This is a genomic window from Pseudomonas sp. JQ170C (genome assembly GCF_035581345.1).
Taxonomy (GTDB): domain Bacteria; phylum Pseudomonadota; class Gammaproteobacteria; order Pseudomonadales; family Pseudomonadaceae; genus Aquipseudomonas.
The window spans coordinates 5,779,509-5,799,860 of record NZ_CP141608.1; the positions used below are offsets into that span (position 1 = coordinate 5,779,509).

Genomic DNA, 20,352 nt, shown 5'->3' on the forward strand with positions numbered 1-20,352 from the left:
GCAAGCCCGCTCCTACAGGGCACAAAAAAGCCCGCAGCGACGGCGGGCTTTCTTGTTGACGCAACCACTCAGATAGGGCGGCTGCCGTACTTGTTGTCTGGCTTCTTGGGCGGATCGGCGACCACGTTGGCCTCCACTTCCTGCACCTTGCCACCACGGGAGAGGAACTCTTCCATGGCCTTGGCCAGCGCATCACGCTCTTTCTGCTTGGCTTCCATGCTCGGCATCTCGTCTACCGAGACAGCGGCCTTGGACTTGCCCTTGGCAACGGGAGCCGGGCTATCGTCACCACCGTCGTCAGCTACGTCATCAGCTGCCGCTTCAAGGCCTTCATCGCCTTCGTCTTCATCGCCTACTTCGAGGTCGTCATTTTCCAGATCGTCGTCGCTCATGTTCTACCTCATGACTTGCGAAAAGCAGATTAGTTATAGACCAGCAGCGCCAGGAATCGACAGCTACCGGAAAAAATTCAAGGGCCGCGGGTTTGCCGCCACCTCAGGCATGCGCCATGGCATATGGCGAATGCCGTGCAGGCCCCGCTCTTGGCAGGACCTGACAAAATAAAAGAGCTGCCGACAGTACCTCTGTCGACCTACCCTGGCGTGATCAGCCTGCTCATTGGCAAGCCTAGCAAAGGGTAGCGAAGTTTGCGGACAGCTTGTCTGCACCCTTCGGCGCGCATTCTAGCGTGCTCAGAGAAAAATCAAAGTGCCTAAATATCACTCCGGCTTGTAAGTTTTCGACCTTGCACAAAACAACCGCAAAAGCCGCGACAAAAGCACGTCCGGAAACCGTTTGCGTTGCCTGAAAACGACAAATCGCAGGCAAAAAAATGCCCGGCAAGCCGGGCAAGTTTTTTCGAGGGCGTTACAGGTTATAGCCGCGCTCGTTGTGTTGCGCCAGGTCGAGACCGACCGACTCTTCTTCTTCGTTGACCCGCAGGCCCATGACCAGATCCAGCACCTTGAGAATCACGTAGGTGACAATCGCGGTGTAGATCACGGTGAAGCCAACCCCCTTGGCTTGAATCCAGACTTGAGCGCCGATGTCTTCGACGGTGCCGAAGCCACCCAGTGCCGGGGCTGCGAACACACCCGTGAGGATTGCGCCGACGATACCGCCGATACCGTGAACACCGAAGGCATCGAGCGAGTCGTCGTAGCCCAGTTTGCGCTTGAGGCTGGTGGCGCAGAAGTAGCAGATCACACCGGACATCAGACCAATCACCAGGGCGCCCATCGGGCCTACGGTACCGGCTGCCGGGGTAATGGCGACCAGGCCGGCCACCACTCCGGAGGCGATGCCCAGGGCGCTTGGCTTACCGTGGCTGATCCATTCGGCGAACATCCAGCCCAGTGCCGCAGCGGCGGTAGCAATCTGGGTGACCAGCATGGCCATGCCGGCGGTACCATTGGCTGCAGCCGCAGAGCCGGCGTTGAAACCGAACCAGCCGATCCACAGCATCGCCGCGCCCATGAGGGTGTAGCCCAGGTTATGCGGGGCCATCGGCGTGGTCGGGAAGCCCTTGCGCTTACCCAGGACCAGGCACGCGACCAGGCCTGCGATACCGGCGTTGATATGCACCACGGTGCCGCCAGCGAAGTCCAGCACGCCCCAGTCCCACATCAGGGCGCCGTTGCCGCTCCATACCATGTGGGCAATCGGTGCGTAGACCAGCGTGAACCAGATGGCCATGAAGATCAGCATCGCCGAGAACTTCATGCGCTCGGCAAAGGCACCGACGATCAGCGCCGGGGTGATGATCGCAAAGGTCATCTGGAAGGTAATGAACACGGCTTCAGGGAACAGCGCCGCTGGAGACGTCAGGCTCGACGGCGTCAGGCCAGCCAGGAAGGCTTTGGACAGGCCACCGACGAAGGAATTGAAGTTGACTACACCTTGCTCCATACCCGTGGTATCGAACGCCAGGCTATAGCCGTAGACCACCCACAGGACACTGATCAGACCCGTGATCGCAAAGCACTGCATCATCACCGAAAGCACGTTCTTGGAACGCACCATACCGCCGTAGAACAGGGCCAGACCAGGGATGGTCATGAACAGCACCAGGGCTGTGGCGGTCAACATCCAGGCGGTGTCGCCGGAGTTGAGGACGGGGGCTGCCTCCTCTGCCAGGGCCAGGCCGGGCATTACGAGGGACAAAAGGGCTCCTAGCCCTGCGAATTGACGCAGAGTCATGTTGTTATCTCCTGGGGCTTTGGGGTTTGGTGAGGCTTTTTTTTAGATCGCGTCGGTATCGGTTTCGCCGGTACGGATGCGGATCGCCTGCTCCAGATTGACCACGAAAATCTTGCCGTCACCTATCTTGCCGGTGTTGGCTGCCTTGGTGATTGCCTCGATGACCCGATCCAGATCCTTGTCGTCGATGGCGACGTCGATCTTCACTTTTGGCAGGAAATCGACCACATACTCAGCGCCGCGATACAGCTCGGTATGACCCTTCTGCCGACCGAAGCCTTTGACCTCAGTGACAGTAATGCCCTGCACGCCGATTTCGGACAGCGACTCGCGCACGTCGTCCAGCTTGAACGGCTTGATGATGGCAGTGACTAGCTTCATGAAACTCTCTCCCGAATTGGTGGACTTGCCCCAGGAAAACAAACCCGACTCAAGTCTAAGCGCAGCGCCTGGCTTTGTAACGCACCGTCGACCTCATATCCCCGGTCAACACCAGAAACCGCACATGACGAAACAGCGTGATACTCCGCCTGCACCCTGGCTCGTCACGGTGACTGCATCAGTGCATGGGTCATGAAGGTCTTTGCAGAAACCTTGCCAGATCCGCTAAATCACCCAATTACAGGGACTTACGTTTGCCAGCCCGACTTGGCCAGTCGCCAGCACCGTTTCGACGCACAACAACGGTGCGCGACGTTTCCCCGCAATGCGCGAAAAGCGTGCAGTAAAAAGCCCGCAAAACTGCGTGCTACACTGACGCCCCCTTGGATACCTGCGGATAGCCGAACATGCTCGCGCCCAAAGCCTTTCTCGATGCCCTGAGCGACCAAGCCTCGCGCCTGTTCAGCGGCGACACCTCGCAGCCCCGCGCCGAACTCGAAAGCCAGTTCAAGGCCCTGCTACAAAGCGGCTTCAGCAAACTGGAGCTGGTCAGCCGGGAAGAATTCGACAGCCAGATGGTGGTACTGGCCCGCACCCGCGCGCGTCTTGAAGCGCTGGAAGCCAAAGTGGCTGAAATGGAAGCCCGCCTGAATCCGCCAGCGGCGGAATAAGTACCTACCTCTCGCGGGGTAAGCCCGCGCCTACCAGACGGCCGCTGCGCGGCCGATCGCAGGCTGACGCCAGCGGCTACAAGGATCTGGCCTGTAGCCGCTGCCGAGGAACGAGGCTACGATCGACTGCGCAGCAGTCGTCAGACAAGAACACCGCGAAATCAGCCCCGCACCCGCTGCAGCTCTATCCCGTCCAGCAGCGCATCAATCAAGGCCTTCGCCATATCCTGCGAATGCTGGGCCGACCAGGCGAACCCTCGCCCTTGTGCACTGGTGAATTGCAGCGCCTGGCCCATGGTGGCGCTGGCGCACTTGAGGTACAGCGACGCATGTACCAATGAGAAGTGTCTGACAGAAAACAGCTACATGGTAGGAGCGGGCTTGCCCCGCGAAGGCGGTACGGCTGATCCACCGCATTCGCGGGGCAAGCCCGCTCCTACTGAAAAAACCAGACTCACTCTTCCCCGCTACCACCCCCCACGCCCCACTATCCTTGCAACGCCGCAGGACGCGGCCCCAGCATCGATCATGGAGTGCTCATGTCCCTCGCCCTTGTCCACAGCCGCGCCCAGGTGGGCGTATCGGCCCCGGCGGTCAGTGTCGAAGCTCACCTGGCCAACGGCCTGCCCGCCCTGACCCTGGTTGGTTTACCCGAAGCCACCGTCAAGGAAAGCAAGGACCGCGTTCGCAGCGCGATCCTCAATTCGGGCCTGGAGTTTCCGGCCCGGCGCATCACCCTCAACCTTGCCCCGGCCGATCTGCCCAAGGACGGCGGGCGCTTCGACCTGGCCATTGCCCTGGGAATTCTGGCCGCCAACGGACAGTTCCCGAGCCAGGCACTGGACGAAGTCGAATGCCTGGGCGAGCTGGCGTTGTCTGGTGCCGTGCGGCCGGTACAAGGCGTTTTGCCGGCAGCACTGGCCGCACGGGCAGCCGGGCGCGCACTGGTGATCCCGCGGGAAAACGCCGAAGAGGCCTGCCTGGCCAATGGCCTGGTGGTGTACGCCGTCGAGCATCTGCTGGAGCTGATTGCCCACTTCAACGGCCAGGCACCGCTGGCCCCCTATGCCGCCAACGGCTTGCTGCTACAGATACAACCCTACCCCGACCTGAATGAAGTGCAGGGCCAGCAGGCCGCCAAGCGTGCGCTGCTGGTGGCCGCTGCCGGCGCGCACAATCTGCTGTTCAGCGGCCCACCCGGCACCGGCAAGACGCTGCTCGCCAGCCGCCTGCCCGGCCTGTTGCCACCGCTGGATGAGCGCGAGGCGCTGGAAGTGGCGGCTATCCAGTCGGTGGCCAGCCACGTCCCCCTGAGCAGTTGGCCGCAACGCCCCTTTCGTCACCCTCACCATTCGTCTTCTGGCCCGGCCCTGGTCGGCGGTGGCAGCCGCCCGCAACCGGGCGAAATCACCCTCGCCCACCATGGCGTGCTGTTCCTCGATGAGCTTCCGGAGTTCGAGCGCCGGGTACTGGAGGTGCTGCGCGAGCCGCTGGAATCGGGCGAGATCGTTATCGCCCGGGCCAAGGACAAGATCCGCTTTCCGGCCCGCTTCCAGCTGGTCGCCGCCATGAATCCCTGCCCCTGTGGATACCTCGGCGACCCCAACGGCCGCTGTCGCTGCGGCAGCGACCAGATCCAGCGCTACCGCAACAAGCTCTCGGGCCCCTTGCTCGACCGCATCGACCTGCACCTGACCGTCGCCCGCGAAGCCACCGCCTTGTCGGCCACCTGCAACAATGGCCAAAGTAGCGCCAGCATCGCGGCACTGGTTGCCGAGGCACGAGACACCCAGCACCAGCGCCAGGGATGTGCCAATGCCTTTCTCGACCTGCCTGGCCTGCGCCAGCACTGCGGGTTATCCACAGCCGACCAGCACTGGCTCGAAAGCGCCTGCGAGCGCCTGACCCTGTCGCTGCGCGCCGCCCACCGGCTGCTCAAGGTCGCCCGCACGCTGGCGGATCTTGACCAGGCCCCTCACATCGTCCGCGAGCACCTGGCCGAAGCCCTGCAGTATCGACCCGGCAACTAATAAATAAGTGCTATTGAAGTGCCATTATTGGTATGGTGGAATAAAGTAAGTTAGCAATCGACACTAACCTCGCAACTAATTCCCCTCGCATAAGTATTCAAATCCATGATCAGCTTCAAACAGCTTACGCTCGCCACAAGTATCGGTGCCCTGTCTCTGGCCCTGACCGCCTGTTCGGACAGCGAGGCGCCTGCCTCGGCCACTAAGACCAATACACCCGCAGCGGCCAAAGAAGCCAAACCCGCTGTGAACCCCGATGCCGCCGTGGTCACCAGCCTGCCAGCCCGTCCATTGCAAGATGACCGCTCCGTCTACTGGGAGGTCAATTCGGGCACCCAGGCAGCCTTCATCTACAACGGCAAAATGCCCGAGCCAGACGGCACCGTGGCCGTCATCAAGGCATTCGGCAATGGTGGCTACTACCGGGGCACCGATGAACTCTCCGAGCTGTTCGACACCTACTCGAAAACCCGCGACGAGTTCGTCAAAAAAGACCTCGAAAAAACCATTACGCCGCTGCTTCAGGAACAAATTGCTAAATTCGGCACCCACGACTTCTATAAGAAGACGCTGAGCGCCAACACCATCGACATGAAGCCCTACGACTTCGAGAAAGAGGAGTTTCCTCTATCCAGCACATTGTTCAGCTCGATGGACGAGAAGCTGCTCTCGGCAACAACCCCCAATAAATACAAGATCTCCAATAGTGGCCATCACTATTTGAGCTTCTACGATGCCCGTGATTTCCGCCTCGGTTTCTCCAATGGCGAGCAGCTGAAATCCCTCAAGGTCAAAGGGGATGAGGCGCGCGCCATCGAAGCGGCACGTATCGCCGGCGGCGGTGATCATCTTGAGCTGCACGTGTACGGCTACTTTGACAAAACCATCAAGGGTGATGCCCGGGCCACAGACCCGACCCGTGCCGTCCTGCTGTCGGTGCAGTACATCGAGCTGGTCGACAAGACCAAGCCCAATGTCGTGCTGTACCGTCAAACGCTGTAATCGGGGATAGCCTGAAGCGGTCCCCCAATGGCTTGCAGCGAACCTGCAAGCCATTTCTTTATTATCGACCTCTATATCCGGGTGATTTATTTCAATGTTGAAATATATATAACCCAATAGTCTATATATAAAGGTCCACCACTACGAGCACCTGCTGTCGACTTGCCTCAATAACAACGCGCCCTATAATAGCGACGAATTTCACAACGCGCGTAATGCTTCATGATTTACCACTTTCGACTTAAAAGCCGTGCGCTTGTGGAATTTGATCCCGAACTCTGCAAGCTCCTTGTCCATAAAATCCCCGGCGCACCCGAGACACTGTCACTGGCACGCGCAGACGCCCGAATACTCGAACTTCTGCTCAGCGATCCCGGAGCGGTCTGCTCACGCGAGGCCATTCTTGAATTCGCCTGGGAGGATCGCGTCGTCTCGGCGGGTAGCCTGAACCAGTCGATTTTTGCGCTCAGGAACATGCTGGAGGACGGCAAGGATCACGACATCGTCATCACCGTGCCGCGCCGGGGTTACCGCTTCAACACCCAGTACCTGGTCCACTCCCCCGACACCCCGGCGCCCCAGTCGCCCGCCGCACCGCCAGGCAAAAGCCAGGGTATCGGCCCGGCAATCTGGCTGGGTTACCTGGCGGTGGCGGTGTTCGCCCTGTTTACCCTGTGGCGTGTATATGCCTGGTATCAACCCACTGGCGACTTGTATGTCGCCAATGCCCAGCAAGGTGAACTGGCCATTTCAGCGGTCGGCAAAAACGAAGCCGACGTGAATGACCTCCAGGCCGAATTATCTGAATTCAATCTGGCAGAGCAAAACCTGCGGGGGCACGTCTACGTCAGCCGGACGGGGCCACGTATGAACCTGTCGTGCCTGCGGGAAAACGGCGACGCCTATAACCTCGAATTTCAGTTCCAACACGAGCACTTCATCAGCATGCTGAAAAAATGCGTGGCCGGATCATGACCCGTCACCCACACGCCTGGCGTCATGTCCTGATCATCACGGGTGTATTTCTGATATGCCTGGCAACGATACTGACCACACTTCCCCGCCCCTATCTCAACAGCCAGCCATATCGCTCTGAAGGCCATCATTTCATGGGCAGCGAGCGTATGGATTTCAAAGATGGCCTGACCATCAGTGAACCCAGTGCTGTGCTCAGTATTCTTGAGCGGCTGGGGGATAAAGAGCGGCATGTTGCTGTGGGAGCTTCTATTGTCGAAACCTCGCGCTGGCGGATAAAGATCAAGGTTGAAGATATTCAGGCCAGCCGCCAGGAAGAACTCTTTGATGTCAGCAGTAATTCGGAGTTGTTGTTTGCCCGCCAGTATTTCAGGTTGGGCTCCATCCTGACCCTGGCCGTCCTCCCCGATGACAGGGATGCCCTGTGTTACTACATCCTGGAGCTGGACCGCCTGAGGTGCATGAACGACTGATGCGAGCCCGCGCCTGCGGGCATAAATAACGATTTTTGATTCCTGTTTTCCTCGCTCACCGCCCAGAGTGGGGATACGTCGGTCACCCCTCAGGTGACGCCAACAGGAACCTTCATGCCTTTCAAAAAACTTGCCCTGCTGCTCTTCTCATTGAGCCTTTTCGGTTGCTCGATGGCGCCCAGCATCGACACAGCCATTACCGAACAAACAACGGCTGCGCCCTTGCAACTCATTGAACACGACGATGGCACTGTTGCCTGGCAACAATCGTCCGCGCCACTTTCAAAAAGTCACGACAAGGCAATCTTCATTGATTTGCCAAAAACCTTTTCCTTCGACAGTCACGACCCTCGACTCGCCAACTTTGATGGCGACGCCAACTTATTGCGCCAGCACTTTCGTGCGCAATTGGAAAAACAGCTGACCACGGCAGGTTACACGTTGGTCGACAAACCCGCTGCACGGGCCTTGTCGCTACAGATATCGATTGCCGACATCGAACGCGCCCCGCGTGATCCCAATGTCACTGAATACATTCCCATCGGCATGTTGGTGGGCTTGTCCCTGCATGCCACAGGGGTGCGCGATGACACCCTGTATCTGTTCTTCCAGAGCGAAGTCCGCGACAGCCTGAGCGGTGAAACCCTGGCGCGCGCCGTGGACCGAGCCAGCGGCAAAAACATCGGGCAAGACCAAGGCCCGGTCGTTGAAGACGTTTACCCCGCCATGGATGCCGCTGCACGCCTGATTCGTGAACGCCTGGACAGGGCGTTCCAACCCGCAGGATCGGCCTGATTTAGCCAGCCCCTAACCAACCACATTGGATGAAAGATGAAATTCGCAAAACAGTTTGTAGCCGCTCTCTTTGTATTCAGCTCGTTGAGCGTGATGGCGGATGACCGAGGCCTGTACCTGGGCGGTGGTGTGACCCGGGTGGAAACCGACGAGCACCAGCTCAGTGACGATGACAACGCCTACAAAGCCTTTGTCGGGTACCGGCTGAACCCGTACCTGGCACTGGAAGGCGCCTGGGTGGACCTGGGCAACTTCGATGGCAAGTACGGTGATTTCGAAGGCCACTCGCTGCAGGCCACAGCCCACTTTGGTGTGCCGGTCGGCCAACGGGTGCGCCTGTTTGCCAGCGCCGGGGTGCACGCCTGGGATGCCGACAACGACATCGCCGGCGACAGCAACGACCTGGATCTGACCTACGGCCTGGGCGTCGAGGTGGACGTGTTCCGCAACTTGGGCGTGCGCCTGGAGCAGGAAGTGCTGAAGGTCGGTGATCTCGACCTGGACCAGACCAGCGCCAGCGTTTATTTCATGTTCTGATCCCGCGCGATTGCCATCCGGACTCGCAGTAGTAATTGGCGCCAACCTGCTCTTTACTAGCAGCAGCCCACCGCTGTGAGTCCGGTATGTCCGCATTCGTCCAGAGTTACCCGCTATTGATCGGCATCGGCCTGATCGCGCTCGACCTCCTGCTCTGGCAGGTGATTCCCGTTGACCGGCGTTACTGGCGGATCGGCCTGCGCCTGGGCATGTTCCTGTTGTTCACCTGGGTGCTGATCAGTGCCGGCATCAGCCCTTTGCAGCCTGCCCCCTGGGTCGAGGATGTACCTCGCAACCTTCTGGCAACGGTGCTGGCCATCGCCTGGTGGTTGTTCGCTGCACGTACCGTCACAGTGATTTTCGGCCTGCTGATCATCTCCCGCAGCGGTCATGCCGGGCGCTTGCTGCAGGATGTGGCCGGGGCACTGATCTTTCTTGCGGCCATCGTCGCTGCCGCCGCGTATGTGATGCAGCTACCGGTCAAAGGCCTGCTGGCAACATCCGGGGTCATGGCCATCGTCATCGGTCTGGCACTGCAGAGCACCCTGAGCGACGTGTTCTCCGGCATTGTGCTCAACACCACCCGCCCCTATCAGATCGATGACTGGATCAGCATCGACGGCACCGAAGGCAAGGTCATCGACATCGACTGGCGTGCCACCCGCCTGCTGACCAGCAACGGCAGCATGGCGGTGATTCCCAACTCGGTGGCCGCCAAGGCCAAGCTACTCAACTTCAGCCGGCCCAGTGACGTTCATGGCGTCTCCATTACCGTGGTGGTGCCGGCGCAGGTGCGCCCCAAACGGGTCATCGATGCGCTGGAAAAAACCCTGCAGGGCAGCCGCGCATTGCTGGCCACACCCGCGCCCAAGGTAACGATCAAAAGCTCGACCCTCGAATACGTCGAGTACGAGGCCAGCGGTTTTGTCAGCGCCATGGGCCAGAAGACCGAAGTGCGCAATCAGATGTTCGATCTCGCCCACCGCCACCTGGAAGCAACCGGCGTGGTCTGGAATGCCGACACCCCGTCTTCCCAGGGCTGGAACCGGCAACGGATCCTGCTCGAAGACGTGCGCATTTTCCGCTCGCTGACCAGCGACGAGAAAGACAACCTCAGCCAGCGCATGACCTCGGTGGAGTACCTCCCCGACCAGGTCATCCTGGGGGTTGGCGACAGTTCGGAATACTTGCTGGTGATCGGCACCGGCGTGGTGTCGGCGTCGATCCGAGGTGGCGACAAGCTGATCGAAGCCGGACGCATGGGGCCCGGCGAAGTGTTGGCGGCCGAGGGGTTGCTCGATGAAGATCAGTCCATCGCCGAGTTCCGCAGCCTGACCAGTTGCCTGCTGTACCGCATCGACAAAGACGATGTGCGCAGTTGCCTGGAAGAGCGCCACGAGGTCAAGACCGCGTTGACCAAGCTGCAGCGCATCCGCCAGCAAACCAATCAGTCACTGCTGGAGCAGAAACCGGCAGCCATCAAGAAAGGCGGCTTTCTCAGCTGGCTGCACAAGTAACCCTACAGCACCACGCGCAGGCACTGGCCGGCGTGGTACAGCGAGAACCCGGTTTCGTAGAAGCCGGTACGCAGCGCCGGGGCCGACACCGGCTTCATTGCCGAGAAGGGAATCGGCAAGGCATCGGGGTTGTCCTGCAGCAGGAACTGGGCAAAGGCTTTGCCGATCACCGTACCGGTAGTGTTGCCCCGCCCGTTGTAGCCGGTCACGGCAACCAGGCCCGGGGCCGGTTCAAACAGGCGCATCAGGTGATCGGGGGTGAAGTCGATGCAACCGGTCCAATGCATTTCCCACTCGATCTTGCCCAACTGCGGGAAGTAGTGGTTCTGGATGCGGTCGGCCCAGCTGCGGATGAACCAGTTGGGTTTGTTGTCGACCCGGCCCAGGCTTCCGAGCAGCAGGCGGCCTTCATCATCGCGGCGGATGCTGCTGAGCACCGTGCGCGTGTCCCATGAGCCCTGACCGTGCCTGAGCACGTTATCGGCAACCTCGCCTTGCAGCGGCACCGAAGCGACCTGGTAGTAGTAACCGCGGAAGAAGTGCTTTTGCAGGGTGGTCCAGTCGCCTTCGGTGTAGGCACCGGTGGAGATCACCACCTTGTCGGCGCTGACCGAGCCCTTGGCGGTTTTTACCTGCCAGCCACGGCCTTCACGCGCCAGGCCCTCGACGGCCGACTGCTGGAAAATCTGCCCGCCAAGGCGGGTGACCGCAGCGGCCAGGCCCTGGGTGTAGGCCATGGGGTTGATGGTGCCGGCGCGGCGGTCGAGCAGCGCGGCAGAAATCTTGTCGGTACCGCAGTACTCCTCGCAGCGCGCACCGGTGAGCAGTTCGACGTCGGCGCCGCGCCGGCTCCATTGTTCATGGCGGGCCTCAAGGTCGGCCACGCCCGTGGCGTTGTGGGCCATGTGCAGGGTGCCGGTGTTGTGTGCCTGGCAGTCGATGCCCAGGCGCTCGATGGTGGCGAAGACTTCGGCGGGCGCGTCGCCCAGCACCTTGTTCAGGCGGCTGCCTTGCTTCTGGCCGAGGGTGGCCTCAACGTCATCGGGGCGAATCCAGGTGCCGGCATTGACCAGACCGACGTTGCGGCCGGAACCGCCGTGGCCGATGGTCCAGGCCTCCAGCAGGATGACCGACTTGCCCGCTTCGAGCAGGTGAATCGCGGCGCTAAGGCCGGTGATGCCGCCGCCGATGATGCAGACGTCGGCCTTGAGTTCGGTGGCCAGCTTGTCGACCGGCGCAGCGAGCCTGGTGACGTGTTCCCACAGACATTGTTGACGCAGCTCTGGCATGGCTGGCTTCCTTCATTGTTCTTGTTGATCGCGGGGCAAGCCCGCTCCTACAACAACTCCGTAGGAGCGGGCTTGCCCCGCGATGAAGCGTGCGCGGTGATCAGTCGAACACAATCCCCTGCGCCAGCGGCAGCTCACGGGAGTAGTTGACCGTGTTGGTCTGCCGACGCATGTAGGCCTTCCAGGAATCGGAGCCCGACTCACGACCGCCACCGGTTTCTTTCTCGCCGCCAAAGGCGCCGCCGATCTCTGCACCGCTGGTGCCGATATTGACGTTGGCGATACCACAGTCGCTGCCCGAGGCACTCTGGAAGCGCTCGGCTTCACGCAGGTCAGTGGTGAAGATGCACGACGACAGGCCTTGTGGCACTTCGTTGTTCAGGCGCAGGGCCTCTTCAAAGTCGTCATAGGCCAGCACGTAGAGAATCGGTGCGAAGGTTTCGTGACGCACCACCGCGCTCTGCGCTGGCATCTCTGCAATGGCCGGGGATACGTAGTAGGCATTCGGGTACTGCTCCTGCAGTTGGCGCTCGCCGCCGAACACCTGGCCGCCTTCGTCGCGGGCACGGGCCAGGGCATCCTGCATGGCGTTGAACGACAGCTTGTCGATCAGTGGGCCAACCAGGTTGTCTTTACGTGGATCGCCAATGCGCACCTTGGCGTAGGCGGCTTTGACCTTCGCTACCACTTCGTCCTTGATCGAGCGGTGCACGATCAGGCGACGCAGGGTGGTGCAACGCTGGCCGGCGGTACCGACGGCACTGAACAGGATGCCGCGCACGGCCAGGTCCAGGTCGGCACTCGGGGCCAGGATCATGGCGTTGTTGCCACCCAGCTCGAGGATGCTGCGGCCAAAGCGGGCAGCCACACGCGGGCCGACTTCGCGTCCCATACGGGTGCTGCCGGTGGCGCTCACCAGCGGTACGCGCGGGTCATCGACCAGGGCTTCACCCGCGTCGCGGTCACCGATGACCAGCTGGCTCAGGCCTTCTGGCGCATCGCCAAAGGCTTTCAGGGCCTTTTCAAACAGTGCCTGGCACGCCAGGGCGGTCAGTGGCGTCTTCTCCGAAGGCTTCCACACCACGGCGTTGCCGCACACCAGGGCCAGGGTGGTGTTCCACGCCCAGACCGCAACCGGGAAGTTGAAGGCGCTGATCACGCCGACCACACCCAGCGGGTGCCAGGTTTCACGCATGTGGTGGCCAGGGCGCTCGGAGGCGATGGTCAGGCCGTAGAGCTGACGCGACAGGCCGACGGCGAAGTCGCAGATGTCGATCATTTCCTGCACTTCACCCAGGCCTTCCTGGGTGATCTTGCCGGCTTCGATGGACACCAGCTCGCCCAGGTCGGCCTTGTACTGGCGCAGTACTTCGCCGAACAGGCGGATCAACTCACCGCGACGCGGTGCCGGCACATTGCGCCAGGCCTGGAATGCCTGTTCGGCCTTGTCGATCTTGGCTACAACCTGGGCTTTGCTTTCCAGGTGCACCGAGGCAATCGCGCTGCCATCGATAGGGGTGTGAACGGGATGGTTGCCGTGGGTGTAGGCAGTGGCCGGGACACCGAGGCGGTCTAGCAGTCCATCAACCATTTTCTTCTCCTGCATGCGATGAGTGGTTGAATTAGTGATCCGGATCAGTATTAATCCGATCACTCTGGCGCAACAAACGACCTTTATTCTGCATATCATTCCGCCAGGTAATGATCTACCTGCTTAGAGATCGCTATGTCCAAACGTCTGGTGCCATCGATGGCCGCCCTGCAGTGTTTCGAGGCCGCCGCCCGGCACCTGAGCTTCACCCGTGCCGCCGAAGAACTGCACCTGACACAGAGCGCCGTCAGCAAACAAGTGGCGCAGCTCGAGGAAATGCTGCGCCATCACCTGTTCCTGCGGATTCGCCGCCGGCTGCAACTCACACCAGCAGGCGCGCTGTACCTGGCCGAGGTCAATAAGATTCTCACCCAGGTCGATATGTCCAGCCGCTACATCCTCTCCTACGGCCAGCAGACCGAAGTGCTCAAGGTGGCTACCCAGCCGAGCTTTGGCGTGCGCTGGTTGATTCCGCACCTCAAGGGCTTTGGTAAACGCCACCCGAACATCCACCTGGACATTCGCAACGAGATGGAGCCCTTCGCCCTGCTCCAGGGTAAGGCCGATGTGGTGTTCTTCTATGGCCAGGGCACCTGGCCGGGGGCGACCTGCGTCGAGCTGTTCGGCGAGGAAGTGCTGCCGGTCTGCGCGCCGGAGCTGCTGCAGGGCCGCACCTTGAAGGACGCCAGCGAACTGTCCGAGCTGGTGCTCCTGCAAAGCACCTCGCGGCCTGAGGCCTGGCATGAATGGTTCCTGGAACAGGGGCTGCATTCGGCCCACAGCTATCACGGCCCGCGCTTCGATACGTTCTATATGAGCCTGAGCGCTGCCCAGGCCGGCTGCGGAGTGGCGCTGGTGCCGCGCTACCTGGTGGCGCAGGAGCTGGCCGAAGGCAAGCTGGTGGTGCCCTGGCAGCACAGCATGCGCAGCAGTGGCGCGCATTTCCTGGCCTTTGCCGAGCACGCCGCCGAGGTGCCCAAGGTGCGCGCGCTGGTCGACTGGATCGGCGCAGAACTGGCACCGCAAGGTCACGAATTAACGGAATGACAGATCGACTTTTTTTCGCTTGCGGGAGCAGTGCATTCCTCGCTTTCATGTAGGGGTGCCCACTCACCAGGAAGCTTTCGATGCCCGCTCAAGATTTCGTCAGCCCGGACAGCATTCGCGCGCAGTTCTCGGCCGCCATGTCGCTCATGTACAAGCAAGAGGTGCCGCTGTACGGCACGCTACTGGCACTGGTGAGCGAGATCAATCAGCAGGTGATGACCCAGCAACCGGAGGTTGCCCAGGCCCTGCGCTGGACCGGCGAGATTGAGCGCCTGGACCAGGAGCGCCACGGCGCCATCCGGGTAGGCACGGCCGAAGAGCTGGCCACCATCGCCCGCCTGTTTGCCGTCATGGGCATGCAGCCAGTGGGGTACTACGACCTCAGCTCGGCCGGCGTGCCGGTGCATTCCACGGCGTTTCGCGCGGTACACGAACAGTCGCTGCACATCAGCCCGTTCCGGGTATTCACCTCGCTGCTGCGCCTGGAGCTGATCGACAACCCGGCCTTGCGAGAACTGTCCCGCGAGATCCTCGCCAAGCGGCAGATCTTCACCCCGCGAGCGCTGGAGCTGATCCAGCAATTCGAGCGTGAAGGTGGCCTGAACGCCGATGATGCCCGCACCTTTGTCGATGAAGCCCTGCACACTTTCCGCTGGCACCACGACGCCACCGTGACCGCCGAGCAGTACCAGCAACTGCACGACCAGCACCGCCTGATTGCCGACGTGGTGGCCTTCAAGGGCCCGCACATCAACCACCTGACTCCCCGCACCCTGGACATCGACGCCATCCAGCTGGGCATGCCGGCCAAGGGTATTCCCCCCAAGGCCGTGATCGAAGGCCCGCCGCCCCGCCGCTGCCCGATCCTTCTGCGTCAGACCAGCTTCAAGGCCCTGCAGGAAAAAGTCGCGTTCAGTGACCAGCAAGGAGCTGCCGGCGGCAGCCACACCGCGCGTTTCGGCGAGATCGAACAACGCGGTGCCGCCCTCACCCCCAAAGGCCGCCAGCTGTACGACCAACTGCTCGATGCCGCCCGCGAGGCCCTGGGCGGCGTGCCGGCCGAGGCCAATGCCGAGCGCTACATGAACCTGCTCAAGGAGTGCTTCAAGGCCTTCCCGGATGACCTGGCGCAGATGCGCGAGCAAGGTTTGGCGTACTTCCGCTACTTCGCGACCGAGCGCGGCATGGCGGCGCGCGGCGATAGCGGTCGCCCGACTTCACTGGATGGCCTGATCGACGCCGGGCATGTCCATTTTGAAGCGCTGGTGTACGAGGACTTTTTGCCGGTCAGTGCGGCGGGGATCTTCCAGTCCAACCTGGGTGACGACGTCCAGAGCGAGTACGGCAGCAACGCCAACCGCGATGCCTTTGAACTGGCGCTGGGCAAGGCGGTGCAGGATGAGCTGGCGTTGTATGCACAGAGTGAGCAGCGGTCGCTGCAGGCGTGTGCACAGGCGTTGGGGTTGAGCGGTTTTTGAGCGATTGCGGGGCAAGCCCGCTCCTGCATCGGTAGGAGCGGGCTTGCCCCGCGATCACAGCATCACCACCTTCGGCAAGTCCATGGCATCCGCCTCGCCCTGCAAGAAGTCGCTCAAGCGCCGCAAGCGCTCCCCGCCCGGCCGGGTTTTCGGCCACACCAGGTAGTAGTCCAGGCCGCTGGCCACCGCCGTCGGCCACGGCAGGCTCAAGCGCCCCTGGGCGACGTCCTCGGCGACCATCAGCAGATCCCCCATCGACACCCCATAGCCCCGTGCAGCGGCAATCATGCCCAGCTCCAGCGTATCGAACACCTGCCCGCCCCTGAGCGAGACCTTGTCGGTCAGCCCCATGCGCGCCAGCCATGCGCGCCAGTCGCGTTTGTCCGGGGTCGGATGCAGCAGCTCGACACCTGCCAGGCGCCGGACATCCCACGGGCCTTCATCGAGCAATTCAGGCGCGCCCACCGGTATCAGCAGCTCGGAAAACAGCCGGGCCACTTCCCAGTCCGGTGGAAAGTGACCATCGCCCAGCAACACGGCGCAATCGAAGGGCTCATGGTTGAAGTCCACATGGTCGACGTCCATCCAGGCGCTGGTGAGCTGCACCTCGTTACCCGGCTGCAGGTGACGAAAGCGACTGAGCCGGGCCAGCAACCAGCGCATGGTCAAAGTCGAGGGGGCTTTCATGCGCAGGATGTCGTCCTCGCTGCGCAGGGTGTTGCAGGCCCGTTCCAGCGCGGCGAACCCCTCGCGAACACCCGGCAGCAGCAACCGCGCGGCTTCACTCAACTGCAGGCTGCGGCCATTGCGCACAAACAAGCGGCAGGCGAAGTGCTCTTCGAGGGTGCGGATATGCCGGCTGACCGCACTTTGGGTAATCGATAACTCATCCCCGGCACGGGTGAACGAGCTGTGCCGGGCAGCGGCTTCAAAAGCCCGCAAGGCATACAGGGGCGGTAAACGACGAGACATGGGAAAGCGTCCAGGTAAACCGGGAAAGGGTCCTCGGGATCATACTCGCATGAGTTTTAATCATGCCAATGATCGTTTTTATCCTTTTGTGGATCCGCGGATAAAAGCCCAGAATCCGAGACTTTCCCTCATACCGCGTCAGAAAGGACGATCCAATGCAGGCTGCACCGACTCATGAACTCAAGGCACTGCTGCGCCTGGCCGGTCCGTTGATCGCCTCGCAGTTGGCCCACATGCTGATGGTGCTGACCGACACCCTGATGATGGCCCGTATCAGCCCGCAGGCCCTGGCCGGCGGTGGCCTGGGCGCAGCCGGCTATTCGTTCGTGTCGATTTTCTGCCTGGGCGTGATCGCGGCCGTGGGCACCCTGGTGGCGATTCGCAAAGGTGCCGGTGATATCGCCGGGGCTACCCGCCTGACCCAGGCCGGGCTATGGCTGGCCTGGGCGATGGCGCTGGTGGCGGCCCTGGCGCTGTGGAACCTGGAGCCGGTGCTGTTGCTGCTCGGCCAGAGCCCGGCCAACGTCGAGTCGGCCGCCCAGTTCCTGCTCCTGCTGCCGCTGGCCCTGCCCGGCTACCTGAGCTTCATGGCCTTGCGCGGCTTTACCAGCGCCATCGGCCGCTCGACACCGGTGATGGTCATCAGCCTGATCGGTACGGTGGCCAACTTCCTGCTCAACTATGCGCTGATCGAGGGCATGTTCGGCCTGCCCAAGCTGGGCCTGGTGGGGATCGGCCTGGTCACTGCCATCGTCGCCAACTGCATGGCGGTGGCCATGGCGCTGTACATCCGCTGGCACCCGGCGTACGCCCCCTACCCGATCCGTCAGGGCCTGAGCCGCCCGTCGTGGCCGGCCCTGCGTGAACTGTGGCGCCTGGGCTTGCCGATTGGCGGCACCTACACCGTTGAAGTCGGGCTGTTTGCCTTCGCTGCGCTGTGCATGGGTGTGCTCGGCAGCACTGAACTGGCGGCCCACCAGATCGCCCTGCAGATTGTCTCGACGGCCTTCATGATTCCAGCGGGGCTGTCTTACGCGGTGACCATGCGGGTAGGCCTCTACTACGGCGCCAACAACCTGCTCGGTGCCCGCCACGCCGGGCGCGTGGGGATTGGCTTCGGGGCAGCGATGATGCTCGGTTTTGCCATCCTGTTCTGGCTGTTGCCGGACCCGCTGGTGGGCCTGTTCCTCGATCACGATGACCCCGCCTTTGCCGACATCATCCAACTGGCCGTGAGCCTGTTGATGGTCGCTGCGTGGTTTGAACTGTTCGACGGTGTGCAAACCATCGCCATGGGCTCGATTCGTGGCCTCAAGGATGCCAAGACCACCTTCCTGGTCGGGCTGTTCTGCTACTGGGTGATTGGCGCGCCAGCAGCCTGGCTGCTGGCGTTTACCCTTGGCCTGGGCGCGGTGGGGGTCTGGTGGGGACTGGCATCGGGGCTGGCCTGTGCGGCGATCAGTCTGACGCTGGCATTCGAGTGGCGGATGAAGCGGTTGCTGGGACATGCCGGGAACGTGAACAAGGCGACGGCTTCGCTGACCTGATCGCCGGCAAAGCCCGCAGGATGGCGACAGCTTTGAGCGGCTACCGATTGCGTGTAGCCGCTGGCGACAGCCTGCGATCGGCCGCGCAGCGGACGTGCTTCAGCGACGGCCCCTACAGGGCCACCGACTGCTGGCCTGCGCCGCGCAGCAAAAAGCCCATCAACTCATCAATCGGCAACGGTCGGCTGATGAGAAAGCCCTGTACCTGGTCGCAGCCATAGCTGCGCAGCAAGGCCATCTGCTCCGGCGTTTCCACGCCCTCGGCGACCACCTCCAGGTTGAGGTTGTGCGCCAGGTTGATCATGGCGTGGACCAGCTTGCGGTTTTCTTCACGCTGCTCCATGCCACCGACAAAACTGCGATCGACCTTGAGCAAAGTGATCGGCAGGCTGTTGAGGTGGACGAACGATGAAAAGCCGGTGCCGAAGTCGTCGAGAGAAAACCGTACCCCCAGGCGCCCGAGGGCATCCATGGTTTGCTTGACCAGATCGTTGCGGCGCATCACCGCGGTTTCGGTCAGCTCGAACTCCAGCCAGCGCGCATCAACGCCATGCTCGATGATCAACCGGCTCAAGGTCGCCAGCAGCTGGCTGTCCTGGAATTGGCGAAACGACAGGTTCACCGCCATGTGCAGCGGCGCCAGCCCCTGCTCCCGTAGCGCCTGCATGTCGCGCAGGGCCCGGGAAATCACCCAGTAGCCCAGGGGCACGATCAACCCGCTCTGCTCGGCCAGCGGCACGAACTCACTCGGTGGCAACAACCCCCGCTCGGCGTGGCGCCAGCGCACCAGCGCCTCCAGGCCGACGATGTGGCCGTCGGCCAGGTCCAGCCGTGGCTGGTAATGCAGCTCCAGCTCATCGCGGCGCAGGGCGCGGCGCAGCTCGCTTTCCAGATCGGCAAGGCTGCGGGCGTTGCGGTTGATGCGCTCGTTGAAGATATGGAAGGTGCAGCCCTGGGTGCCCTTGGCCTGCTGCATGGCAATGTGCGCATGCCACATCAAGGGGTCGGCACCGCCCTGGGCACGGGCATGGGCCACGCCCAGGCTGCAGCCGATCAACAGGCTCTCGCCGTCGACCCAGTAGGGTTCGGCCAGGGCCTCGGTAATGCGTTCGGCCATCCTTTCGGCGCGCTGGGGTTCGCGGCGGGTGTCGATCAACAGGGCAAATTCATCGCTGCCCAGGCGGGCGACCTGGTCCCCCGCTTCGAGCTGGCTCTTGAGCCGCCCCACCACTTGCAGGATCAGCCGGTCGCCGGCCTGGTGGCCCAGGGCGTCGTTGGCATGGCGAAAGTTGTCCAGGTCCAGGTGGCCGAGCGCTACGCCGCGCCCCTCGTTGTCAGCCAGGCGCGCGGCCAGCAGGGTCTGGAAACCCTGGCGGTTGGCGATGCCGGTCAAGGGGTCCTGCTCGGCCAGGCGCTGCAAGGTCGCTTCCAGCACACCGCGCTCCCGTACATGACGCAGGCAGCGGCGCAGGGCATCGGCGGTCAGGTGGTCGAGTGCCAGCCAGTCGCTGACACCCGGCGGCGGTACCGGCGGCTCATGGTCGAGCAGCAGCACCATCGGCAGGATGCAACGCCCCGGGGCCGGTTGCAGTGTCGGGGTGGCCAGCACCACGGCGTTGCGATCATTGGCAAACAAGCTGTCGACAACGTCCCAGTTCGGTGCGGTCAATACCACCGCACTGCCTGCCAGCGGTGCCAGGCAATCGCGCAAGGCCGTGGCCCACTCGGGCTCGTCGGCCAGCAGGAGCAAACGCAAGGGTTCGACAGGCGTGGACAAGCTGGCTCCTTAGGACGTAGGCACAGTCAAATGACAATGGGCAGCGAGGGGCTCATCCTAAACCATTAGTG

At 62.1% G+C, this 20,352-nt stretch carries 19 protein-coding genes; 11 read left to right on the forward strand and 8 right to left on the reverse strand.

Annotated elements, in window-relative coordinates; genetic code table 11:
- Nucleotides 1–68 precede the first annotated feature (68 nt).
- The 3 genes from sutA to glnK form a co-directional block, all read right to left on the reverse strand.
- Nucleotides 69–392 carry a transcriptional regulator SutA gene (gene sutA, locus U9R80_RS26440; protein ID WP_301838803.1) on the reverse strand — a complete coding sequence of 108 codons (324 nt, stop codon included), beginning with the start codon at nucleotides 390–392 and terminating at the stop codon, nucleotides 69–71.
- Between the two features lie 475 nt (nucleotides 393–867).
- On the reverse strand, nucleotides 868–2,199 hold the full coding sequence (locus U9R80_RS26445) for an ammonium transporter (protein ID WP_301838804.1): 1,332 nt from the start codon (nucleotides 2,197–2,199) through the stop codon (nucleotides 868–870).
- Between the two features lie 42 nt (nucleotides 2,200–2,241).
- Nucleotides 2,242–2,580, reverse strand: a complete 339-nt coding sequence (gene glnK, locus U9R80_RS26450) for a P-II family nitrogen regulator (RefSeq protein WP_002555808.1) — start codon at nucleotides 2,578–2,580, stop codon at nucleotides 2,242–2,244.
- 407 nt (nucleotides 2,581–2,987) lie between these two features.
- On the opposite strand from glnK, the gene U9R80_RS26455 reads away from it, so the two are divergent.
- Complete coding sequence (locus U9R80_RS26455) at nucleotides 2,988–3,251, forward strand: accessory factor UbiK family protein (protein ID WP_038615819.1); 264 nt, start codon at nucleotides 2,988–2,990, stop codon at nucleotides 3,249–3,251.
- 161 nt (nucleotides 3,252–3,412) lie between these two features.
- On the opposite strand, the gene U9R80_RS26460 is transcribed toward U9R80_RS26455, so the two are convergent.
- A complete protein-coding gene (locus U9R80_RS26460; RefSeq protein WP_301838807.1) occupies nucleotides 3,413–3,547 on the reverse strand; it encodes a hypothetical protein in 135 nt (44 codons plus the stop codon).
- A gap of 243 nt (nucleotides 3,548–3,790) precedes the next feature.
- Between U9R80_RS26460 and U9R80_RS26465 the strand changes: the two genes are divergently transcribed.
- From U9R80_RS26465 to U9R80_RS26495, 7 genes are all read left to right on the forward strand, one after another.
- Nucleotides 3,791–5,281, forward strand: a complete 1,491-nt coding sequence (locus U9R80_RS26465; protein ID WP_301838808.1) for a YifB family Mg chelatase-like AAA ATPase — start codon at nucleotides 3,791–3,793, stop codon at nucleotides 5,279–5,281.
- Nucleotides 5,282–5,386: 105 nt separating this feature from the next.
- Nucleotides 5,387–6,283 (forward strand): hypothetical protein, encoded by an 897-nt coding sequence (locus U9R80_RS26470; protein WP_301838809.1) that lies wholly within the window; start codon nucleotides 5,387–5,389, stop codon nucleotides 6,281–6,283.
- A 222-nt stretch (nucleotides 6,284–6,505) separates the two neighbouring features.
- Nucleotides 6,506–7,258 carry a winged helix-turn-helix domain-containing protein gene (locus U9R80_RS26475; RefSeq protein ID WP_301838811.1) on the forward strand — a complete coding sequence of 251 codons (753 nt, stop codon included), beginning with the start codon at nucleotides 6,506–6,508 and terminating at the stop codon, nucleotides 7,256–7,258.
- A complete protein-coding gene (locus U9R80_RS26480) occupies nucleotides 7,255–7,731 on the forward strand; it encodes a hypothetical protein (RefSeq protein ID WP_301838813.1) in 477 nt (158 codons plus the stop codon). The genes U9R80_RS26475 and U9R80_RS26480 overlap by 4 nt, the downstream gene beginning before the upstream one ends.
- A 93-nt stretch (nucleotides 7,732–7,824) precedes the next feature.
- Complete coding sequence (locus U9R80_RS26485; protein ID WP_301838815.1) at nucleotides 7,825–8,526, forward strand: DUF3313 domain-containing protein; 702 nt, start codon at nucleotides 7,825–7,827, stop codon at nucleotides 8,524–8,526.
- Between the two features lie 36 nt (nucleotides 8,527–8,562).
- Nucleotides 8,563–9,063 (forward strand): outer membrane beta-barrel protein, encoded by a 501-nt coding sequence (locus U9R80_RS26490; RefSeq protein ID WP_301838817.1) that lies wholly within the window; start codon nucleotides 8,563–8,565, stop codon nucleotides 9,061–9,063.
- Between the two features lie 86 nt (nucleotides 9,064–9,149).
- Nucleotides 9,150–10,580 (forward strand): mechanosensitive ion channel family protein, encoded by a 1,431-nt coding sequence (locus U9R80_RS26495; RefSeq protein ID WP_301838819.1) that lies wholly within the window; start codon nucleotides 9,150–9,152, stop codon nucleotides 10,578–10,580.
- A 2-nt stretch (nucleotides 10,581–10,582) separates the two neighbouring features.
- On the opposite strand, the gene amaA is transcribed toward U9R80_RS26495, so the two are convergent.
- Nucleotides 10,583–11,869: an L-pipecolate oxidase gene (amaA, locus tag U9R80_RS26500; protein ID WP_301838820.1), complete on the reverse strand. Its 1,287-nt coding sequence runs from the start codon at nucleotides 11,867–11,869 to the stop codon at nucleotides 10,583–10,585.
- Nucleotides 11,870–11,969: 100 nt separating this feature from the next.
- The gene (gene amaB, locus U9R80_RS26505) at nucleotides 11,970–13,460 is read right to left on the reverse strand and encodes an L-piperidine-6-carboxylate dehydrogenase (RefSeq protein WP_301838822.1); all 1,491 of its coding nucleotides are present in this window, start codon (nucleotides 13,458–13,460) and stop codon (nucleotides 11,970–11,972) included.
- A gap of 135 nt (nucleotides 13,461–13,595) precedes the next feature.
- Between amaB and gcvA the strand changes: the two genes are divergently transcribed.
- Nucleotides 13,596–14,507 carry a transcriptional regulator GcvA gene (gene gcvA, locus U9R80_RS26510; protein WP_301838823.1) on the forward strand — a complete coding sequence of 304 codons (912 nt, stop codon included), beginning with the start codon at nucleotides 13,596–13,598 and terminating at the stop codon, nucleotides 14,505–14,507.
- A gap of 80 nt (nucleotides 14,508–14,587) precedes the next feature.
- Nucleotides 14,588–15,985 (forward strand): 2-oxoadipate dioxygenase/decarboxylase HglS, encoded by a 1,398-nt coding sequence (gene hglS, locus U9R80_RS26515; protein WP_301838824.1) that lies wholly within the window; start codon nucleotides 14,588–14,590, stop codon nucleotides 15,983–15,985.
- A gap of 54 nt (nucleotides 15,986–16,039) precedes the next feature.
- Here hglS and U9R80_RS26520 read toward each other — a convergent pair whose 3' ends face one another.
- Nucleotides 16,040–16,957, reverse strand: coding sequence for a LysR substrate-binding domain-containing protein (locus tag U9R80_RS26520; protein WP_301838825.1), 918 nt, complete (start codon nucleotides 16,955–16,957; stop codon nucleotides 16,040–16,042).
- 155 nt (nucleotides 16,958–17,112) lie between these two features.
- Here U9R80_RS26520 and U9R80_RS26525 point away from each other — a divergent pair, with 155 nt between their 5' ends.
- Nucleotides 17,113–18,504 (forward strand): NorM family multidrug efflux MATE transporter, encoded by a 1,392-nt coding sequence (locus U9R80_RS26525; protein WP_301838826.1) that lies wholly within the window; start codon nucleotides 17,113–17,115, stop codon nucleotides 18,502–18,504.
- Between the two features lie 112 nt (nucleotides 18,505–18,616).
- Here the strand turns inward: U9R80_RS26525 and U9R80_RS26530 are convergent, their stop codons facing one another.
- Entirely contained in the window at nucleotides 18,617–20,281 is a 1,665-nt protein-coding gene (locus U9R80_RS26530; protein ID WP_301838827.1) for a putative bifunctional diguanylate cyclase/phosphodiesterase, read from the reverse strand.
- Between the last annotated feature and the right edge of the window lie 71 nt (nucleotides 20,282–20,352).